This is a genomic window from Thermomonas sp. (assembly GCF_041905325.1).
Lineage (GTDB): Bacteria > Pseudomonadota > Gammaproteobacteria > Xanthomonadales > Xanthomonadaceae > Thermomonas.
Window position 1 is genome coordinate 175,058 of sequence record NZ_JAYRLK010000003.1, and the last position, 16,595, is coordinate 191,652.

The 16,595-nt window shown below is 67.8% G+C and carries 15 protein-coding genes; 12 read left to right on the forward strand and 3 right to left on the reverse strand.

Annotation, left to right across the window (positions count from 1 at the left end; translation table 11 throughout):
- Positions 1 to 3 precede the first annotated feature (3 nt).
- The 7 genes from ACE3OK_RS04900 (at position 4) to ACE3OK_RS04930 (ending at position 6,171) form a co-directional block, all read left to right on the forward strand.
- Positions 4 to 276, forward strand: a complete 273-nt coding sequence (locus ACE3OK_RS04900; RefSeq protein ID WP_374248431.1) for a glutaredoxin domain-containing protein — start codon at positions 4 to 6, stop codon at positions 274 to 276.
- 99 nt (positions 277 to 375) lie between these two features.
- Complete coding sequence (locus ACE3OK_RS04905) at positions 376 to 1,086, forward strand: VIT family protein (RefSeq protein WP_374248432.1); 711 nt, start codon at positions 376 to 378, stop codon at positions 1,084 to 1,086.
- Between the two features lie 58 nt (positions 1,087 to 1,144).
- Positions 1,145 to 2,500, forward strand: coding sequence for a DNA recombination protein RmuC (gene rmuC, locus ACE3OK_RS04910; RefSeq protein ID WP_374248433.1), 1,356 nt, complete (start codon positions 1,145 to 1,147; stop codon positions 2,498 to 2,500).
- Positions 2,501 to 2,631: 131 nt separating this feature from the next.
- Positions 2,632 to 2,844 carry a hypothetical protein gene (locus tag ACE3OK_RS04915; RefSeq protein ID WP_374248434.1) on the forward strand — a complete coding sequence of 71 codons (213 nt, stop codon included), beginning with the start codon at positions 2,632 to 2,634 and terminating at the stop codon, positions 2,842 to 2,844.
- 53 nt (positions 2,845 to 2,897) lie between these two features.
- Positions 2,898 to 3,494 (forward strand): GTP cyclohydrolase I FolE, encoded by a 597-nt coding sequence (folE, locus tag ACE3OK_RS04920; protein WP_374248435.1) that lies wholly within the window; start codon positions 2,898 to 2,900, stop codon positions 3,492 to 3,494.
- 42 nt (positions 3,495 to 3,536) lie between these two features.
- Positions 3,537 to 4,145 (forward strand): DUF2239 family protein, encoded by a 609-nt coding sequence (locus tag ACE3OK_RS04925; RefSeq protein ID WP_374248436.1) that lies wholly within the window; start codon positions 3,537 to 3,539, stop codon positions 4,143 to 4,145.
- A gap of 112 nt (positions 4,146 to 4,257) precedes the next feature.
- Positions 4,258 to 6,171 carry a M61 family metallopeptidase gene (locus ACE3OK_RS04930; protein WP_374248437.1) on the forward strand — a complete coding sequence of 638 codons (1,914 nt, stop codon included), beginning with the start codon at positions 4,258 to 4,260 and terminating at the stop codon, positions 6,169 to 6,171.
- 40 nt (positions 6,172 to 6,211) lie between these two features.
- Here the strand turns inward: ACE3OK_RS04930 and uvrD are convergent, their stop codons facing one another.
- Positions 6,212 to 8,404, reverse strand: a complete 2,193-nt coding sequence (gene uvrD, locus ACE3OK_RS04935) for a DNA helicase II (RefSeq protein ID WP_374248438.1) — start codon at positions 8,402 to 8,404, stop codon at positions 6,212 to 6,214.
- A gap of 26 nt (positions 8,405 to 8,430) precedes the next feature.
- Complete coding sequence (locus ACE3OK_RS04940; RefSeq protein ID WP_374248532.1) at positions 8,431 to 9,054, reverse strand: TIGR00645 family protein; 624 nt, start codon at positions 9,052 to 9,054, stop codon at positions 8,431 to 8,433.
- A gap of 187 nt (positions 9,055 to 9,241) precedes the next feature.
- Between ACE3OK_RS04940 and ACE3OK_RS04945 the strand changes: the two genes are divergently transcribed.
- Positions 9,242 to 10,690, forward strand: coding sequence for an MFS transporter (locus tag ACE3OK_RS04945; RefSeq protein WP_374248439.1), 1,449 nt, complete (start codon positions 9,242 to 9,244; stop codon positions 10,688 to 10,690).
- Positions 10,691 to 10,766: 76 nt separating this feature from the next.
- Positions 10,767 to 11,168 (forward strand): glutathione S-transferase N-terminal domain-containing protein, encoded by a 402-nt coding sequence (locus ACE3OK_RS04950; protein WP_374248440.1) that lies wholly within the window; start codon positions 10,767 to 10,769, stop codon positions 11,166 to 11,168.
- Positions 11,169 to 11,246: 78 nt separating this feature from the next.
- On the opposite strand, the gene ACE3OK_RS04955 is transcribed toward ACE3OK_RS04950, so the two are convergent.
- Positions 11,247 to 13,571, reverse strand: coding sequence for a DPP IV N-terminal domain-containing protein (locus ACE3OK_RS04955; RefSeq protein ID WP_374248441.1), 2,325 nt, complete (start codon positions 13,569 to 13,571; stop codon positions 11,247 to 11,249).
- A gap of 121 nt (positions 13,572 to 13,692) precedes the next feature.
- Here ACE3OK_RS04955 and ACE3OK_RS04960 point away from each other — a divergent pair, with 121 nt between their 5' ends.
- The 3 genes from ACE3OK_RS04960 to aroE are packed head-to-tail and all read left to right on the forward strand — an operon-like array spanning position 13,693 to position 16,563.
- Positions 13,693 to 14,685 carry a pteridine-dependent deoxygenase gene (locus ACE3OK_RS04960; RefSeq protein ID WP_374248442.1) on the forward strand — a complete coding sequence of 331 codons (993 nt, stop codon included), beginning with the start codon at positions 13,693 to 13,695 and terminating at the stop codon, positions 14,683 to 14,685.
- Positions 14,686 to 14,705: 20 nt separating this feature from the next.
- Entirely contained in the window at positions 14,706 to 15,704 is a 999-nt protein-coding gene (hemB, locus tag ACE3OK_RS04965) for a porphobilinogen synthase (RefSeq protein WP_374248443.1), read from the forward strand.
- A gap of 25 nt (positions 15,705 to 15,729) precedes the next feature.
- Positions 15,730 to 16,563 (forward strand): shikimate dehydrogenase, encoded by an 834-nt coding sequence (gene aroE, locus ACE3OK_RS04970; protein WP_374248444.1) that lies wholly within the window; start codon positions 15,730 to 15,732, stop codon positions 16,561 to 16,563.
- Positions 16,564 to 16,595: the final 32 nt, after the last annotated feature.

Below are 16,595 nucleotides of genomic sequence, written 5' to 3' on the forward strand. Positions count from 1 at the left end.
CCGATGACGACGACAACCCGGGAGCACACGATGCACGTGATCATCTACGGCAAGGACGGCTGCATGGAATGCGACAAGAGCAAGCTGCTGTGCCGGATGCAATCGCTGGCCTTCACCTGCCACACGGTAGGCGAGGACATCAGCGTGGAAGAATTGCAGGCCAGAGTCGGCACGCCGGTCCGCAGCCTGCCGCAGATCTTCATCCAGCGTGAAGACGCCATCACCTACGTAGGCGATTACGTCGCTTTGCGGCGGCAATTGCAGGCTTGCAACTGAAGGCACGCGTGCGGATGCGAATCACTGGCGCAGGGCATCGGCAAGCCCCCTACAATGCCCGCTGGAACGCGGCTGCAGCGGGCAGCCAGGGCAAAGCCGATGCAACTGGAACACCACCATCACCATCACGAACCCCATCGCAGCCAGCACAGTGGTTGGCTGCGCGCCGCAGTACTGGGTGCCAACGACGGGCTGATCTCGACCAGCAGCCTGGTGCTGGGCATGGCCACCGCGCATGCCGAGCCGGCCACCGTCCTGCTCACCGGCGTGGCCGGGCTGGCGGCGGGTGCGTTGTCGATGGCCGCCGGCGAATATGTTTCGGTCAGCTCGCAGGCCGATGCCGAGCACGCGGATATCCGCATCGAGCGTGCGGCGCTGGATGCGCACCCGGAAGCGGAGCTGCACGAGCTCACCCAGATCTACATCCAGCGCGGGCTGGAGCCGGCGTTGGCGCGGCAGGTGGCCGAGCAGCTCACCGCGCACGACGATCTGGCCGCGCATCTGCGCGACGAGGTGGGCATCCACGACATGCAGCGCGCCCGCCCGGTGCAGGCGGCACTGGCGTCGGCCGCGTCGTTCACCGTGGGCGCGCTGCCACCGGTGCTGCTGGCCTGGTTGTGGCGCAGCGGCGGCCTGGCCATGGCGATCGTGGCCAGCACCACGGTGCTGCTGGCGGTGCTGGGCTACGTGGCCGAACGCGTGGCCGGCGGCGGCGGCCTGAAAGGCGCATGGCGGGTGTTGCTGTGGGGCAGCCTGGCGCAGGCGGCCACCGCCGTGATCGGCTGGGCGTTCGGGGTGTCGGTCGGTTGAGGCGGCGCTGCATTGCAGCGTCGCAGGTTTTGCGACGGCCGCTGGCTACACTAGGCGAATGACGATCGACACCCTGTTGTTGCTGCTGGTTCTGATGGCCGTCATCGGCCTACTGGTGCTGTTGCTGCTGCGCCGCCCGGAAGAGCGCATCGCCGCCTTGTTGCGTGAAGAACAGCGCAGCGGGCGCGACGAGTTGCGCGCGCAACTGGACAGTTTTGCCTTGCAGCAAGGCCAGCGCGTGGACGGCTTCGGCCAGCAGTTGCAGGCGGTGGCGGCGCGCACTGACGCCCGGCTGGACGAGCTCACCCAGAACACCGACAAGCGTCTGGACGAGTTGCGTGCGGCACTGAGCGAAGATGCCCGCAAGGCGCGGCAGGAAAACGCCGAGCAACAACAACGCCACGCCGACGGCCAAGGCGCACGCCTGCGCGAGCTCACCGAACGCAATGAAACCCGGCTGGTGGACTTGCGCAGCACGCTGGAGCAGCAACTCAAAGCCTTGCAAGCCGACAACGCCGCCAAGCTCGATGCCATGCGTGCCACCGTGGATGAAAAACTGCACGCCACGCTGGAAACCCGCCTCACCGAAAGTTTTGCCAATGTGCAAACCATGCTGATGCAGGTGCATCAGGGCTTGGGCGACATGAGCAAGTTGGCCACCGATGTCGGCGGCTTGCAGCGGTTGCTGACCAATGTGAAATCGCGCGGCATCTTCGGCGAAGTGCAGTTGGCCGGCTTGCTGGAGCAGGTGTTCACGCCGGAGCAATATGCCGCCAACGTGGCCACCGTGCCGGGTAGCAGCGAGCGGGTGGAATTTGCGGTGCGCTTCCCCGGCAGCAGCGATGCGGGCGTGGTGTGGCTGCCGATTGACGCCAAGTTTCCGCGTGAAGATTACGAGCGTTTGCTTGACGCGCAAGAGGCCGGCGAAGTGGATGCCGCCCGTGCGGCAGGGGATGCGCTGGAACGCCGCCTGCGCGACGAGGCCAAGCGCATCCGCAGCAAATACGTGGCGCCGCCGCACACCACCGAGTTCGCGGTGCTGTTCCTGCCCACCGAAGGCCTGTACGCCGAAGCCCTGCGCCGGCCCGGCCTGTTCGAAGCGCTGCAACGCGACCTGCGCATCACCCTGGCCGGCCCCACCACCTTGCTGGCCCTGTTGACCAGCCTGCAGATCGGTTTCCGCACCGTGGCCATCGAGCGCCGCTCCGCCGAGGTCTGGCGCATCCTCGAAAAAGCCAAGAGCGAATTCGGCAAGTTCGGCGACGTGCTGGACAAGGTCAAGGACAAGCTGGACCAGGCCAGCAAGCAGATCGAACAGACCGGCGTGCGCACCCGCGCCATCGAACGCAGCCTGCGTGACGTGGAGACGCTGCCGGGCGCAGCGGTACCGGCGCTGGACGCACCCGCCGCCTAGTTCGTGCGGCACCGGCGGCGGTTTTCGTCGCGCCATGCCCGCTTTCATCGCAAACCGCTTGCCCCCTGCCGCCACGCAGGCGAGGCTGGTGGCCGTCGCGCTTGCAGCGACGGGAACCACGGAGCACGACCATGAAGACCCTGACCACCCTGTTGCTGTTCTGCCTGCTGTGGGTGCTGTGCTGGCCGCTGGCGGTGCTGGCCCTGCTGTTGTGGCCACTGGTTTGGCTGGTGTCGCTGCCGCTGCGACTGGTCGGCATCACCCTCGAGGCGGTATTCGGTTTCCTGCGCGCCTTGCTGACCCTGCCGGCGCGGTTGCTGGGCGGAACCGCCACGGCGTCCTGAGGATGCCAGGGGTGTGCGCTACCATGCACGCCCCGCATCGCCACCGAACCGCCATGGCCGACGACATCCGCAACCAGATCACCCGCGCGCAGGCCGAAGGTGCCGTGCGCACGCTGTTGCAGTGGGCCGGTGACGACCCCGCCCGCGAGGGCCTGCGCGATACCCCCAAGCGGGTGGCGCAGGCGTTCGAGGAATGGTTCGGCGGCTACGCGCTGGACCCGGACGCCTACATGGCGCGCACCTTCGAGGAAGTGGGCGGCTACGACGAAATGGTGGTGCTGCGCGACATCGACTACGAAAGCCACTGCGAGCACCACATGGCCCCGATCATCGGCAAGGTGCACGTGGGCTACCTGCCGGCGGGCAAGGTGGTGGGCATCAGCAAGCTGGCGCGGGTGGTGGAGGCCTATGCCAAGCGCTTCCAGGTGCAGGAAAAGATGACCGCGCAGATTGCCGACTGCATCCAGCGCGCGTTGCAGCCGCGCGGTGTGGGCGTGGTGGTGGTGGGCGCGCACGAATGCATGACCACCCGTGGCGTGCACAAGCGCGGGGTGAGCATGGTGACCAGCAAGATGCTGGGCAGCTTCCGCGAGGATGCGCGCACCCGCAGCGAGTTCCTGAAACTGGTGGACATGCCCACCGGGCGCTGAGGTCATTGCGCGCATGATTTGCCCGGGCAATAATCCCCACCCGTGACCCAGAACCTGCCCGTGCTCACACCCTCCCTGCGTTGCACGGCGTTCGCCGGCGGCCACCGCATCGCCACCGGCGAGCTGCGGCATGTGGCGATGAAGGCCAAGCAGGCGTTCGACGCCCAGCCGCAGCGCCCGGTACGGGTGTTCGAAGATGCCGGCGGACGTGCGCTGGAACTGCCGCTGGAACTGCCTGCCGCCGACCTGCTGGCCTGGCTGTCGCAGCCACGCCCGGGTGGCGGCGGCAAGATCGCGCCCGCACCACGCAAGCCCGGGCGTCCCAAGCTGGGCGTGGTGGCGCGCGAGGTGACCCTGCTGCCGCGCCACTGGGACTGGCTGGCGGCGCAGCCGGGTGGTGCGTCGGTGGCGCTGCGCCGGCTGGTGGACGCCGCCCGCGCGGTCAGCGCCGGCGATGACCGCCGCCGCGCCGCACAGGAAGCGGCCTACCGCTTCATGCTGGTGATGGCCGGCGACGAGCCGGGTTTCGAGGAGGCCGCCCGCGCGCTGTTTGCCGGCGACTTCGGCGGCTTCGAGGAAAAGATCCTGCACTGGCCCGACGATGTGCGCGAACACGTGCTGCTGCTGGCCACGGATGCGTTTCTGGGCTGAGTCGCGACAGCGCGCACGGTTTTGCCGGCTTGGCATGGCTTTCGGCAGTGGGTTGGTGGCATGTGCAGTGGCTACGATCGCCACTTCCCTGACCTCCATGCCGGAGCCACCGATGAAGCGTCGCCTGCTGCCCCTCGCCCTGTCGTCCCTGTTGCTGGCTGCGACGGCCCACGCCCAGAGCGGTTCGCCCAACTACCCTGCACCGCAGGACGTGGCCTATCCGGGCACCCTCAAGCTCCAGGTGGACGCCACCAACCTCAACCAGCGCATCTTCCGGGTGAAGGAAACCATCCCGGTGCAGGCCGGCCCGCTGACCCTGCTGTATCCGATGTGGGTGCCCGGTGGGCATACGCCGCGCAATTCCATCGACAAGATCGCCGGCATCACCTTCAAGGCCAATGGCCGGACGCTGGACTGGAAGCGCGACACCCTCGACATCGCCGCCTTCCATCTCGACGTGCCCGCCGGCGTCACCGAGATCACCGCCGAGTTCGATTTCCTCACCCCCACCGGCAATGGCCAGGGCCGGGTGGTGATGACGCCGAACATGCTGAACCTGCAATTCCTCTCCGCCGTGCTGTACCCGGCCGGGCATTACATGCACCGGATCATGGTGGACCCGCAGGTCACGTATCCGGAAGGCTGGACCGCGTTCACCGCGCTGGACGAGGAAAGCCGCGACGGCAGCACCGTCAATTACAAGGACGTGCCGTTCGACATCCTGGTGGATTCGCCGGTGTACGCCGGTCGTTACGCGAAGAACATCGACCTCACCCCGAAAGGCAGCAGCGTGCCGGTGAAGCTGGGCGTGGTCGCCGATGAGGCCAAGTATCTGGAAGCCAAGCCGGAGCAGGTGAAGCTGCACCAGGCAATGGTGGAACAGGCAGTGAAACTGTACGGCGCGCAGCACTACAACCACTACCAGTTCCTGTTCTCGCTGTCCGACCAGATGGGCGGCAATGGCCTGGAGCACCAGCGGTCCAGCGAAAATGGCGTGGGGACCGGCTACTTCACCGAGTGGAACCCCAAGACCGGTTTCACCGACCTGCTGGCGCACGAATACACCCATAGCTGGAACGGCAAGTACCGGCGCGGCAAGGACCTGTGGGTACCCACCCTCAACACCCCCATGCAGGACAGTCTGTTGTGGGTGTACGAAGGCCAGACCCAGTACTGGGGCAATGTGCTGGCCGCGCGCAGCGGCATGCGCCCGCTGCAAGCCAGCATCGACGCACTGGCCTCGGTGGCGGCCACCTACGCCGACAACCGCCCGGGCCTGCAATGGCGCAACGTGCAGGACACCACCAACGACCCGATCATCGCCAGTCGCGCGCCGCGTGCGTATCGCAATTACCAGATGAGCGAGGACTACTACTCCGGCGGGCAGATGATCTGGCTGGAGGCCGACGCGCTGATCCGCAGCAAGACCGGCGGCAAGAAGTCGCTGGACGATTTCGCCAAGGGCTTCTTCGGTGTCCGCGATGGCGAATGGGAACAGCAGAACACCTACACCTTCGAAGACGTGGTGGGCGTGCTCAACGGCGTGTACCCGTACGACTGGGCGAGCTTCCTGCGTGAACGCCTGGACGGCAAGAAGGGGCTCACCGGCGGCATCGAGGCGGCCGGCTGGACGCTGGTCTACAAGGACAGCCCCAGCGACTTCGCCAAGTCCATGGGCCGCGCCTTCGGTGGCGGCGGCGCCGACCTCACCTACTCGCTGGGCCTGTCCGCCGGCAAGGACGGCACCCTCTCCGACGTGCGCTGGGGCGGCCCCGCCTTCAATGCCGGGCTTGGCACCGGCACCACCCTGGTCGCTGTCAACGGCCAGAGCTTCAGCGGCCCGTTGCTGGAAGACGCGGTGAAGGCGGCCAAGGGCGGCAAGGCCCCGATCGAGCTGCTGGTGAAGGAATTCGACCGCTACCGCACCGTCAAGATCGACTACCACGGCGGCCTGCGGTACCCGCACCTGGAACGCATCCCCGGCAAGCCGGACTACCTCACTCCGATCCTGACGGCGAGGAAGTAAGCCGCCTCACGGGTCGCGCGGTTGTCGCGCGCGACCCGCCTCAAACCACCGCCAGGTTGGCATACGCCAGCACCAGCCACTTGCTGCCCACCTCGTCGAAGTGGACCTGCACGCGGGCGTGGGCGCCGCTGCCTTCGACGTCGGTGACGCAGCCGGTGCCGAAGGTCGGGTGGCGGACATTGGCACCGAGGCGCAGCGGCGGGATATCCAGCGTGGCATGGCCGGGATTGCGCCGGAGCGGGGCGGTGAACGCGGTGGCAGGTTTGGGCTTGGGGCGGATCTGCCGCAGCAGCGGTTCCGGGATGTCGTTCAGGAACGGCGACGGCCGGCAATACGTGTCGCTGCCGTAGATGCGGCGCGTTTCGGCATGGCACAACACCAGTTGCTGGCGGGCGCGGGTGATGCCCACGTAGGCCAACCGGCGTTCTTCCGCCAGCCGCCCGGGTTCGTCCTTCGAGCGTGCGTTGGGAAACAGGCCGTCTTCCCAACCCACCAGGAACACCAGCGGGAATTCCAGGCCCTTGGCGCTGTGCAAGGTCATCAGTTGCACGCCGTCTTCATCGGCCTGCGCCTGCCCCTCGCCGGCCTCCAACGAGGCGTAGGCGAGGAAGGCCACCAGCTCCGGCATCGCCGCGGCATCGTCTTCGTCGCCACGCACGAAGCGGCTGGCCACGCTGACCAATTCGTCGAGGTTGTCGGTGCGTGAATCCAGTTGCCCTTGCGATTCCTTTTCGTAATGCGCGCGCAGGCCCGAGCGCAGCAGTGCGTGGTCGATCTTGTCCGCCAGCGGCAGTTCGGTGGAGTCGGCTGCCAGCGCATCGACCAGCGCGAGGAAGCCGGCCACCGCGTTGCGCGCGCGCGCGGCCAGCAGCGCGTGCCCGCACAGGCGCTGTGCCGCGCGCCAGAGGGATTCGCCGTGTTCGCGCGCGCTGCGCCGCAGTTCGTCCAGCGTGCGTTCGCCGATGCCGCGCGGCGGGGTGTTGACCGCGCGCTCGAAAGCGACGTCGTCGTCGCGATTGGCCAGCAGACGCAGGTAGGCCAGCGCATCCTTGATTTCGGCGCGTTCGAAGAAGCGCATGCCGCCGTACACGCGGAACGGCAGCTTGCGTTTCAGCAGTTCTTCTTCGAACGCCCGCGACTGCGCGTTGCTGCGATAGAGGATGGCGGCGTCGCCGTGGCTGCCGCCGTCGCGCACCCATTGCGCGATGCGGTCGGCCACATAGGCGGCCTCGTCGATTTCATTGAAGGCGGCATACAGGTCGATCGCCTCGCCTTCCCCCGCCTCGGTCCACAACTGCTTGCCGAGGCGGTCATCGTTGCGGGAGATCACCGCGTTGGCGGCACTCAGGATGTTGCCGCTGGAGCGGTAGTTCTGTTCCAGCCGGATGGTCTGCGCGCCGGCGAAGTCGCGCAGGAAACGCTGCACGTTCTCCACCTTCGCGCCGCGCCAGCCGTAGATGGCCTGGTCGTCGTCGCCGACCACGAAGACTTGCCCACTGTCGCCGGCCAGCAGGCGCACGAAACCGTACTGGATGGCGTTGGTGTCCTGGAACTCGTCCACCAGGATCTGGCCGAAGCGGTGGCGGTAGTGCGCCAGCAGCCCGGGGTTCTCGCGCAGCAGCTCGTGCGCGCGCAGCAGCAGTTCCGCGAAGTCCACCAGCCCGGCACGCTCGCAGCGCTCCTGATAGGCGGCGTAGGCGCGCAGCAGGACGTCGCTCCACGGATCCTGCGGGGTGGGCTGGATATGCTGCGGGCGGCGGCCCTCGTCCTTCTGCGCATTGATCCACCACGCGATCTGGCGCGGCGGGAACTGGCCATCGTCCAGCTCCAGTTGCTTGGCCACTTGCTTGATCAGCCGCAGTTGGTCGTCGGCATCCAGCACCTGGAAGCCTTCCGGCAGCTTCGCTTCCTGCCAGTGCAGGCGCAGCAGGCGATGGGCGATGCCGTGGAAGGTGCCGATCCATGCCCCGCGCCCGACTTTCACGATATCGCTGCCGCCCAGTTGTGCGGCGATGCGCCCGCGCATCTCGCCGGCGGCCTTGTTGGTGAAAGTGACGGCCAGGATGCCGTGCAACGGCACCCCGACCACCTCGTGCAGCCACGCGATGCGATGGGTCAGCACGCGGGTCTTGCCGGAGCCGGCACCGGCCAGCACCAGGTAATGGGCCGGGGGGGCGGACACGGCTTCGCGCTGGGCCGGGTTCAGCCCGTCGAGCAGGTGGGAAACATCCATGCCGGCATTTTACCGGCGTGGACCGCTCAGTGCCCCGCGTGCTCGCGCTTGCTGGCGCCGTAGGTCATCAGCTTGTCGGTCCAGGCGATGCCGATGGCGGACAGGATGAACACGCAGTGGATGATGGTTTGCCACATCACCCCGGTGGCGGTGACCTTGGTGCAGGTCTTGGCGATGCCGGCGGCCAGCGCGGTCACGGCGGCGGCATCGGTGCCGCCGCACAGTGGCAGCCCACCGATGGTGCCGGCCTCGATGAAGGTCTTGAGCAGGTGGATCGAGGAGATGCCGATGATCGCCATCGCCAGCTTCACCTTGAGCACGCTGGCGTTGACGTGGCTCAGCCACTCCGGCTGGTCGGGGTGGTTTTCCAGCTGCATGCGCGAGACGAAGGTCTCGTAGCCGCCCACGATCACCATCATCAGCAGGTTGGAGATCATCACCACGTCGATCAGGCCCAGCACCAGCAGCATGATGTCCTGCTCGCTCAGGCTGACCGCGCCGTGGATCAGGTGCCACAGCTCCTTCAGGAACAGGATCACGTAGACGCCCTGCGCCGCGATCAGCCCCAGGTACAGCGGCAGCTGCAGCCAGCGCGAGGAAAAGATCAGGGCGGGCAGCGGCGAGAGCTTGCGGTTGGGGTTGACGGTCATGCGTGTCGGAGCTGCGATGGGCATTGCATTGCAACGTCCACCGGGGGGTGCCGTCAACCCGTTGCGAAATCGTTTTCAATGCCCCAGTGCCTTGTGCATCGCTGCATGCTGCTGTTGTACTGCGGGCGGGGAGCACGCACGGGCCAGAGTTTCCCCGGCCGGTGCACACACTAGCAGCGGGGATCTCATGCGCCACCAGCCAACCCGATGGGCGCAATTCGGCGTCCTGATCACGGTGTTCTTCTTCTGGGGCTTCGTGGCCGCCAGCAACGACATCCTGATCCCCGTGTTCAAGAAGGCCTTCGACCTCAGCCAGGCGCAGAGCCAGCTGGTGGCGGTGGCGTTCTACGTGGCGTACACCGTGGGCTCGCTGATCTATTTCGGCATCTCCAAGGCCATCGGCCAGGACGTGTTGAACCGGATCGGCTACAAGAACGGCATCTGCGCGGGGCTGCTGATCTCGGCACTGGGCACCTTGCTGTTCTACCCGGCGGCCAACAGCAGCTCGTTCGCATTGATGCTGTCGGGCCTGTTCATCGTCGGGCTGGGATTTGCCTTGCAGCAGATCGCCGCCAATCCGCTGGCGATCGTGATGGGCAACCCGGCCACCGGCGCGCAGCGCCTGACGTTGGCCGGCGGGGTCAACAACTTCGGCACCACCATCGGCCCGCTGCTGGTGAGTTTCGCCATCTTCGGCAGCGTGTCCGCAGGCCACGCCGACGCCAGCATCGAGAGCGTGAAGATTCCCTATCTGGTGCTGGGCCTGGCCTTCGCGCTGGTGGCGGTGTTCATCAAGTTCTCGTCGGTGCCCAACCACATCGACCTGGACGCGCTGGCCAACGACGAGGCGCCGGACGTCGGCAAGCGGGTGCACCTGCGTTCCGCCTTCGCCTACCCGCAGCTGGTGCTGGGAATGCTGGCGATCTTCGTGTACGTGGGGGTGGAAGTCTCCAGCATCAGCAACCTTCCGGCGTATCTGCATGAAGGGCTGGGCATCGAAACCCAGCACTTGGCGCCGTATGTGTCGCTGTACTGGGCCAGCCTGATGATCGGTCGTTGGACCGGCGCGGCCGGTGCGTTCGATGTCGGCGCGGGGATGAAGAAGCTGCTGATGCTGGTGCTGCCATTCCTTGCCTTCGGCGTGTATCTGGCGGTGAACGCGATCGCGCGACATGACGTGTCGCAGTTCTACGGCTACGCCTTCGTCATCGTGCTGATGATCGCCGCCACCTGGCTCAGCCGCGGCAACCCGGCACGGATGCTGCTGTACTTCGCGCTGTGCGGCATCGTCGCCCTGCTGATCGGCATGGCCACCACCGGCAAGGCCAGCATCGTCGCCTTCATCAGCGTGGGCCTGTTCTGCAGCACGATGTGGCCGTGCATCTTCGCGCTGGCGATCACCGGGCTGGGTCGCCACACCAACCAGGGCAGCAGCCTGCTGATCATGATGATCATGGGCGGCGGCCTGGTCAGCTGGGCGCAGGGCGCGCTGGCCGACACAGTGGGCGTGCACGCCAGTTTCTGGGTGGGTGTGGCCTGTTTCGCCTATCTGGCGTTCTATGCGCTGCGCGCCAGTGCCCTGCTGCGCCGGCAGGGCATCGACCTGGATCGGTTGGCCGCCGAGCGCGGGCACTGACGCGCAACGCCGCGTTGCCGCCATCGCAACGGTGGCGGCGATAGAGTGGCGCTTCCCCACCGTGGAGCGACCCGCCATGATCGACCTGTACTACTGGCCCACCCCGAACGGCCACAAGATCACCCTGCTGCTGGAAGAAACCGGGCTGCCCTATGCCCTCCATCCGGTGGACATCGGCAAGGGTGCGCAGTTCGAGCCTGCCTTCCTGGCGATCTCCCCGAACAACAAGATGCCTGCGATCGTCGACCATGCTCCTGCGGACGGTGGTGAGCCGATCAGCGTGTTCGAATCCGGCGCGATCCTGCGCTACCTGTCCGACAAGGCCGGGCGTTTCACCGGCGTGGCCGCCGGCGCCGACGCGCGTCCGGCCACCCAGCGTGCCTATGCGCTGGCGCGGCAGGTGAACCCGAACGCGGGCAAGCCGCTGTCGGACGAGGAGAAGCAGGTGCTGTTCGGGCAGAGCCTGCCCCGGACCTGATCCGGGGGCCCGCGCTGACCCCGGACACGACGACGGCGCCCGTGGGCGCCGTCGTGCTGTGCGGTTACGGCAACGCCGTCAGTATTGCGGCTTCACCTCGAACTCCTTCGGTGGCTCCGCGCCGAGGAGGTTCTTCACGAAGTAGTCCCAGCGGCGGCGCATCACGTAGTAACTGTCCATGCCGAAGCCGTGATGGGCGTGCGGCAGCAACAGCAGGTCGAAGTCCTTGTTCGCTTTCATCAGCGCATCGACCACCTGCAGGGTGGATTGCGGCGGCACGTTGTCGTCCATCAGGCCGTGCAGAAGGAAGAGTTTGCCCTTGAGGTTCTTCGCCAGCGAGGCGTTGTCCTGGCCGGTGTAGTTGGTGCTGCCGTCGGCCTTCTGTTCGAGGAGGCCGTGGTAACGCTCGGCCCAGTCATCCTCGTAGGTCAGGTTGTCGTGGTTGCCCGACTCGGCGATGCCGACCTTGTACACGTCCGGGTAGCGGAACATCGCCGCCGCGGTGGCGTTGCCGCCGCCGGAATGGCCCCAGATGCCCGCGCGCGCCGTGTCGATCCACGGATGGCGCTGGCCCAGCTGCTTGAGCGCCGCCACCTGGTCGGGCAAGGTGTTGTCGGCCATGTTGCCGTACCACGCGTCCTGGAACGCCTTGCTGCGCAGCGGAGTGCCCATGCCATCCACGGCGATCACCACGAACCCCAGCTCCGCCAGCGCCTGGTGGTCGCCGTGCGCGGGCATGAAGCTGCGGCTGCGCACGGAGCCCACCTGCGGGCCGGGGTAGATGTAGGTGACGATCGGGTACTTCTTCTTCGGATCGAAGTTCGACGGCTTGAACAGCTGGCCGTAGAGGTCGGTCTTGCCGTCGCGCGCCTTCACCGTGAACGACTCCGGCGCGACCCAGCCGGCAGCCTTCAGCCGGGTCAGGTCGGCGCGGGCCAATTCGGCGAGCGATTGGCCGTTGCCGTCGCGCACCACGGCCACCGGCGCAGTGGAGATCGTGGAGTGGATGTCGAGGAAATACTTGCCGTCCGCCGACGCGGTGATCGCGTGGTTGGCATCCTCCGGCGTCAGCAGCTGGACCTCGCCGCCGTCCAGGCCGAGCTTGTAGTAGTGCACGAAGTACGGATCGCGGCCCGCCTCGCGGCCGACGCCGGTCACCCACAGGGTGCGGCCGGCGCGGTCCAGGTGCTGGATCGCGGTGACGTTCCACGCGCCGTGGGTGAGCTGGCGCTTTTCCTTGCCGGTGGCGAGGTCGTGCAGGTACAGGTGGCCCCAGTCGGACTTCTGGCTGAACCACAGGAACTCGTTGCTCTCCGGCAGGTAGCGCCAGTTGACGGCGCCCAGGGCCGGCGCGCTCTGGTACTGGGTGGCGACGGTCTCGGTGTAGACGTCGCGCACCTTGCCGGTGGCGGCATCGGCCACGCGCAGGGTGGCGGACTTGTGGCCGCGGTCGGTGCTGACGAAGGCCAGCGTCCTGCCGTCCTGCGCCCACTGCACGTCTTCCCAGCCGTCGTCGCAGGCGATGTCGTCGCTGCAGGTGGAGCGGTGCTGGTCGGCCGGCATCTGCAGGCGGACGGTCTTCGGCGTGGCGCCGGACAGGTCGATCACGACGCGCTCGATCAGCGTCACGTCCTTGTCGCCCGCGAACGGGTACTTCCACTGTTCGACCTTGGGCGCGCCGACGTTGGTGCCGACCAGGGTCATGGTGCTGGTCTTGCGCTGGTCCTGCTGGAAGGTGGCGATCTTCCTGCCGTCCGGCGACCACACCACGATGGCGTTGTCGGTGTGCTTCCAGCCGGCGTTGTCGGTGGCGTAACCGTAGTCGGGCTGGCCGTCGAACGTCAGCTGGGTTTCCTTGCCGGTGGCGACGTCGCGCACCCACAGGTTCCAGCCGCGGATGAAGGCCTCGCGGGTGCGGTCGGGCGACGGCGCGCCGGGCTCGTCGCCCGACTTGGCCCGGTGGGCCGCGCCGCAGCCCTTGTCGGTGCAATGGAACACGCCAGCCATGCCGGTCAGGGTCAGGCTGCCGTCGGCGTTGCGCGTGACCTGCAACGGCGGCAGCTTGTCCGCCAGCACCGGCCGCCCCTTGCCGCCGGCGGCCAGGTTCATCGCATCGGCCAGCGCCTGCGCGTTGAACGCGGCGCTGGTCTTGCCGGTGCCGGGGTCGAACCGCAGCACCTGTGCCTTGCCGTTGCTGCTGTCGCGATAGACCAGCGTGCCGTCGTCCAGCCATGCCGGTGCGGTCACCATGTGATCCACCAGCGGCGCGGTACGGTCGCCCAGCATCTGCACCGCGCGCGCATAGTCGGCGGCGGTGACCGTCGGCGCCTGTGCCGTCGCCACGCCCGCGCCGCCCATCAGCAGTGCCCCCAGCAGCCAGGCTGCACCTGAATGTCCTGCCATCGCATTCCCAACCCAGTGTTCGCGCCGATGCGCACCGGCAGGCATCCTAGCGCGGAGGCTTGGTCCCTGCCCGTGCCGATGGTGGGGGCCGGCATCGCCCGCGCGGTATCATGGCGGTTCGATGTCGCCGCTTTCCGCCCCAGCCTTGCAGCCTGCCGCCGCGTTGCGCGTCGAGTACCTCGATGCGTCGCCCGTGGACGTGCTGGGTGCCGCCGGCACGCTGGCGGTGTTCGGTTTCGGCGACACCCCGCGCACGATGCCCGACCCGCGCTACTTGCACGTGGCGCTGCCGGCCGTGGGCAGCGCGCCGCTGGAGTGCTGGCAGGTGGATGCCGAGGTGGCCCATGGCCGCGCCGGCGACATCGTCTGGAGCACCGGTGGCGGCCTGCAATTCGGTGCGCTGGAAGTGGAAGACGATGGCGACATCGCCGCCGTGGCGGCCCGCGCCTACGCGCGCCTGCAGGCATGGCTGGCCGGCAGCGACCATCCGCACCCACTGCGGATCTGGAATTATCTGGATGCCATCACCGCAGGGGACGGCGATGCCGAGCGCTACCGCCGCTTTTGCGTGGGCCGTGCGCGCGGCATCGGGCGTGCGCTGGCACCGGGCGAATTGCCCGCGGCCACTGCCATCGGCCATCCGCACCGCACCGGCCGCTTCCAGCTGTACTGGCTGGCTGCACAGGCTGCCGGCACGCCGCTGGAGAACCCGCGCCAGGTGCAGGCCTGGCGCTACCCGCGCCAATACGGCCCGCAGCCGCCCGGCTTCGCCCGCGCCCTGCTGCCAGCCTCCAGCGCGATGCCGTTGCTGGTCTCCGGCACCGCCGCCGTGGTCGGCCACGCTTCGCAGCATGGCGATTCGCTGGACGCGCAGCTGGATGAAATCCTCGCCAATCTGCACAGCCTGCTTGCCGCCGCCCGTGTGCTGCGTCCCGCGCTGGCCGCGCAGCCCGGGCCGGCCAGCCGGCTGAAAGTCTACGTGCGCGATGCCGACGCACTGCCGCAGATGCAGGCGCTGCTGGCCGCGCGCCTGCCGGGCGTGCCGCACATCGTGCTGCACGGCCACGTCTGCCGCCGCGAACTGCTGGTGGAGATCGACGGCTGCCACCTGTGATGCGGGCGTAAAATGCCGGCATGAACACCACCCGCCAGCAGTTCCTCGTGCGCCCCCGGCGCATGCGCCATGACGACTTCTCGCGCCGGCTGATGCGCGAGCACGTGCTCACCACCAACGACCTGATCTACCCGGTCTTCGTCCATGAAGAGCAAGGCCGCGCGCCGGTCGGCTCGATGCCGGGCGTGGAGCGGCTGTCGATCGACGAACTGCTGCGGGTGGGCGAGCAGGCGCTGGAACTCGGCGTGCCGGTGCTGGACCTGTTCGGCGTGCCGAACCCGGACGCCAAGACCGCCGACGGCCGCATCGCCTGGGACGAGAACGGCATCGTCCCGCGCGCCATCCGCGCATTGAAAGCACGCTTCCCCGAACTCGGCGTGATGAGCGACCAGGCGCTGGACCCGTACACCACGCATGGCCAGGACGGGCTGATCGACGAGACCGGCTACATCCTCAACGACGAGACCATCGAGGCGCTGGTGAAGCAGTCGCTGGTGCACGCCGCCGCCGGCGTCGACGTGCTGTCGCCGTCCGACATGATGGACGGCCGCATCGGCGTGATCCGCGACGCGCTGGAAGCCAACGGCTTCATCCACACCCGCATCATGGCCTACAGTGCCAAGTACGCCAGCGCCTTCTACGGCCCGTTCCGCAGTGCGGTGGGCAGCGCCGGCAACCTCGGCAAGGGCAACAAGTACACCTACCAGATGGACCCGGCCAACGCCGACGAGGCGCTGCACGAAGTCGGCCTCGACCTCGCCGAAGGCGCCGACATGGTGATGGTCAAGCCGGGCCTGCCGTATCTGGACGTGCTGTACCGGGTGAAGCAGCACTTCAAGCGCCCGACCTACGCCTACCAGGTCAGCGGCGAGTACGCGATGATCAAGGCCGCCGCGGCCAACGGCTGGATCGACGAGAAAATGGTGGCGATGGAAGCGCTGACCGCGTTCAAGCGCGCCGGGGCCGATGGCGTGTTGACCTATTTCGCACTGGATGCGGCAAGATGGTTGCGGAGTTGATGCCTTGGTTCGGAGGGAGTGACACATGCCGCACTACGCCGTCTTTGGTTCCCCCATCGCCCACTCGCAATCCCCGCGCATCCATGCCGCGTTCGCCCGGCAAACCGGCATCGCCATGGACTACGTGGCGATCGAGGCCGACCACGCCCGCTTTGCGGAAAAGCTCGCCGCCAGTGGCGTGGCCGGAGCCAATGTCACCCTGCCGCTGAAGGAAGACGCCTTTGCCCTGTGCGCCGGCAACGTCAGCGCGCGTGCGCGGCGGGCCGGTGCGGTGAACACGCTGCTGCGCGAGGGCGCGGGCTGGCGTGGCGACAACACCGATGGGCTGGGGCTGGTGCGCGACCTCACCGAACGCCACGGGCTGGACCTGCGCGAGCGCCGGGTGCTGCTGCTGGGTGCCGGCGGTGCCGCACGCGGCGTGGCCCCCGCACTGCTGGATGCCGGTATCCACTCGCTGTATGTGATCAACCGCAGCCCCGAACGCGCCGACGCGCTGGTGGACGCGCTGGGCGAACCCGGCCGCGCCCACGCGCGCGGGTGGGATGCGCTGCCGGCGTTGGGCGAGTTTGATTTGTTGATCAATGCCACCTCGGCCAGCCGTGGCGGCAGCCTGCCGCCGCTGCCGATGGCCCTGGCCGGCCCGCGCAGCGTGGCCGTGGATTTGAGTTACGGCGAAGCGGCCGTGCCCTTCCTCGCCTGGGCCCGCGCCGCCGGCTGCAGCCACGTGGTGGATGGCCTGGGCATGCTGGTGGAACAAGCCGCCGAAAGCTTCCTGCTCTGGCACGGCGTGCGCCCGGACACCGAACCGGTCTACGCCGCCCTCAGCCAGCGCGCCGATGCGCTGGTGACGGCGGATTGAGCAAGCGGCTGCGGCCTGTGTCCGTATCACGT

Coding starts and splice junctions, on each gene's coding strand:
- hemB (WP_374248443.1), top strand. CDS start 14,706: ATGAACACCACCCGCCAGCAGTTCCTCGTGCGCCCCCGGCGCATGCGC.
- ACE3OK_RS04945 (WP_374248439.1), top strand. CDS start 9,242: ATGCGCCACCAGCCAACCCGATGGGCGCAATTCGGCGTCCTGATCACG.
- rmuC (WP_374248433.1), top strand. CDS start 1,145: ATGACGATCGACACCCTGTTGTTGCTGCTGGTTCTGATGGCCGTCATC.
- ACE3OK_RS04915 (WP_374248434.1), top strand. CDS start 2,632: ATGAAGACCCTGACCACCCTGTTGCTGTTCTGCCTGCTGTGGGTGCTG.
- folE (WP_374248435.1), top strand. CDS start 2,898: ATGGCCGACGACATCCGCAACCAGATCACCCGCGCGCAGGCCGAAGGT.
- ACE3OK_RS04900 (WP_374248431.1), top strand. CDS start 4: ATGACGACGACAACCCGGGAGCACACGATGCACGTGATCATCTACGGC.
- ACE3OK_RS04940 (WP_374248532.1), bottom strand. CDS start 9,054: ATGACCGTCAACCCCAACCGCAAGCTCTCGCCGCTGCCCGCCCTGATC.
- ACE3OK_RS04955 (WP_374248441.1), bottom strand. CDS start 13,571: ATGGCAGGACATTCAGGTGCAGCCTGGCTGCTGGGGGCACTGCTGATG.
- ACE3OK_RS04930 (WP_374248437.1), top strand. CDS start 4,258: ATGAAGCGTCGCCTGCTGCCCCTCGCCCTGTCGTCCCTGTTGCTGGCT.
- aroE (WP_374248444.1), top strand. CDS start 15,730: ATGCCGCACTACGCCGTCTTTGGTTCCCCCATCGCCCACTCGCAATCC.
- ACE3OK_RS04960 (WP_374248442.1), top strand. CDS start 13,693: ATGTCGCCGCTTTCCGCCCCAGCCTTGCAGCCTGCCGCCGCGTTGCGC.
- uvrD (WP_374248438.1), bottom strand. CDS start 8,404: ATGGATGTTTCCCACCTGCTCGACGGGCTGAACCCGGCCCAGCGCGAA.
- ACE3OK_RS04905 (WP_374248432.1), top strand. CDS start 376: ATGCAACTGGAACACCACCATCACCATCACGAACCCCATCGCAGCCAG.
- ACE3OK_RS04950 (WP_374248440.1), top strand. CDS start 10,767: ATGATCGACCTGTACTACTGGCCCACCCCGAACGGCCACAAGATCACC.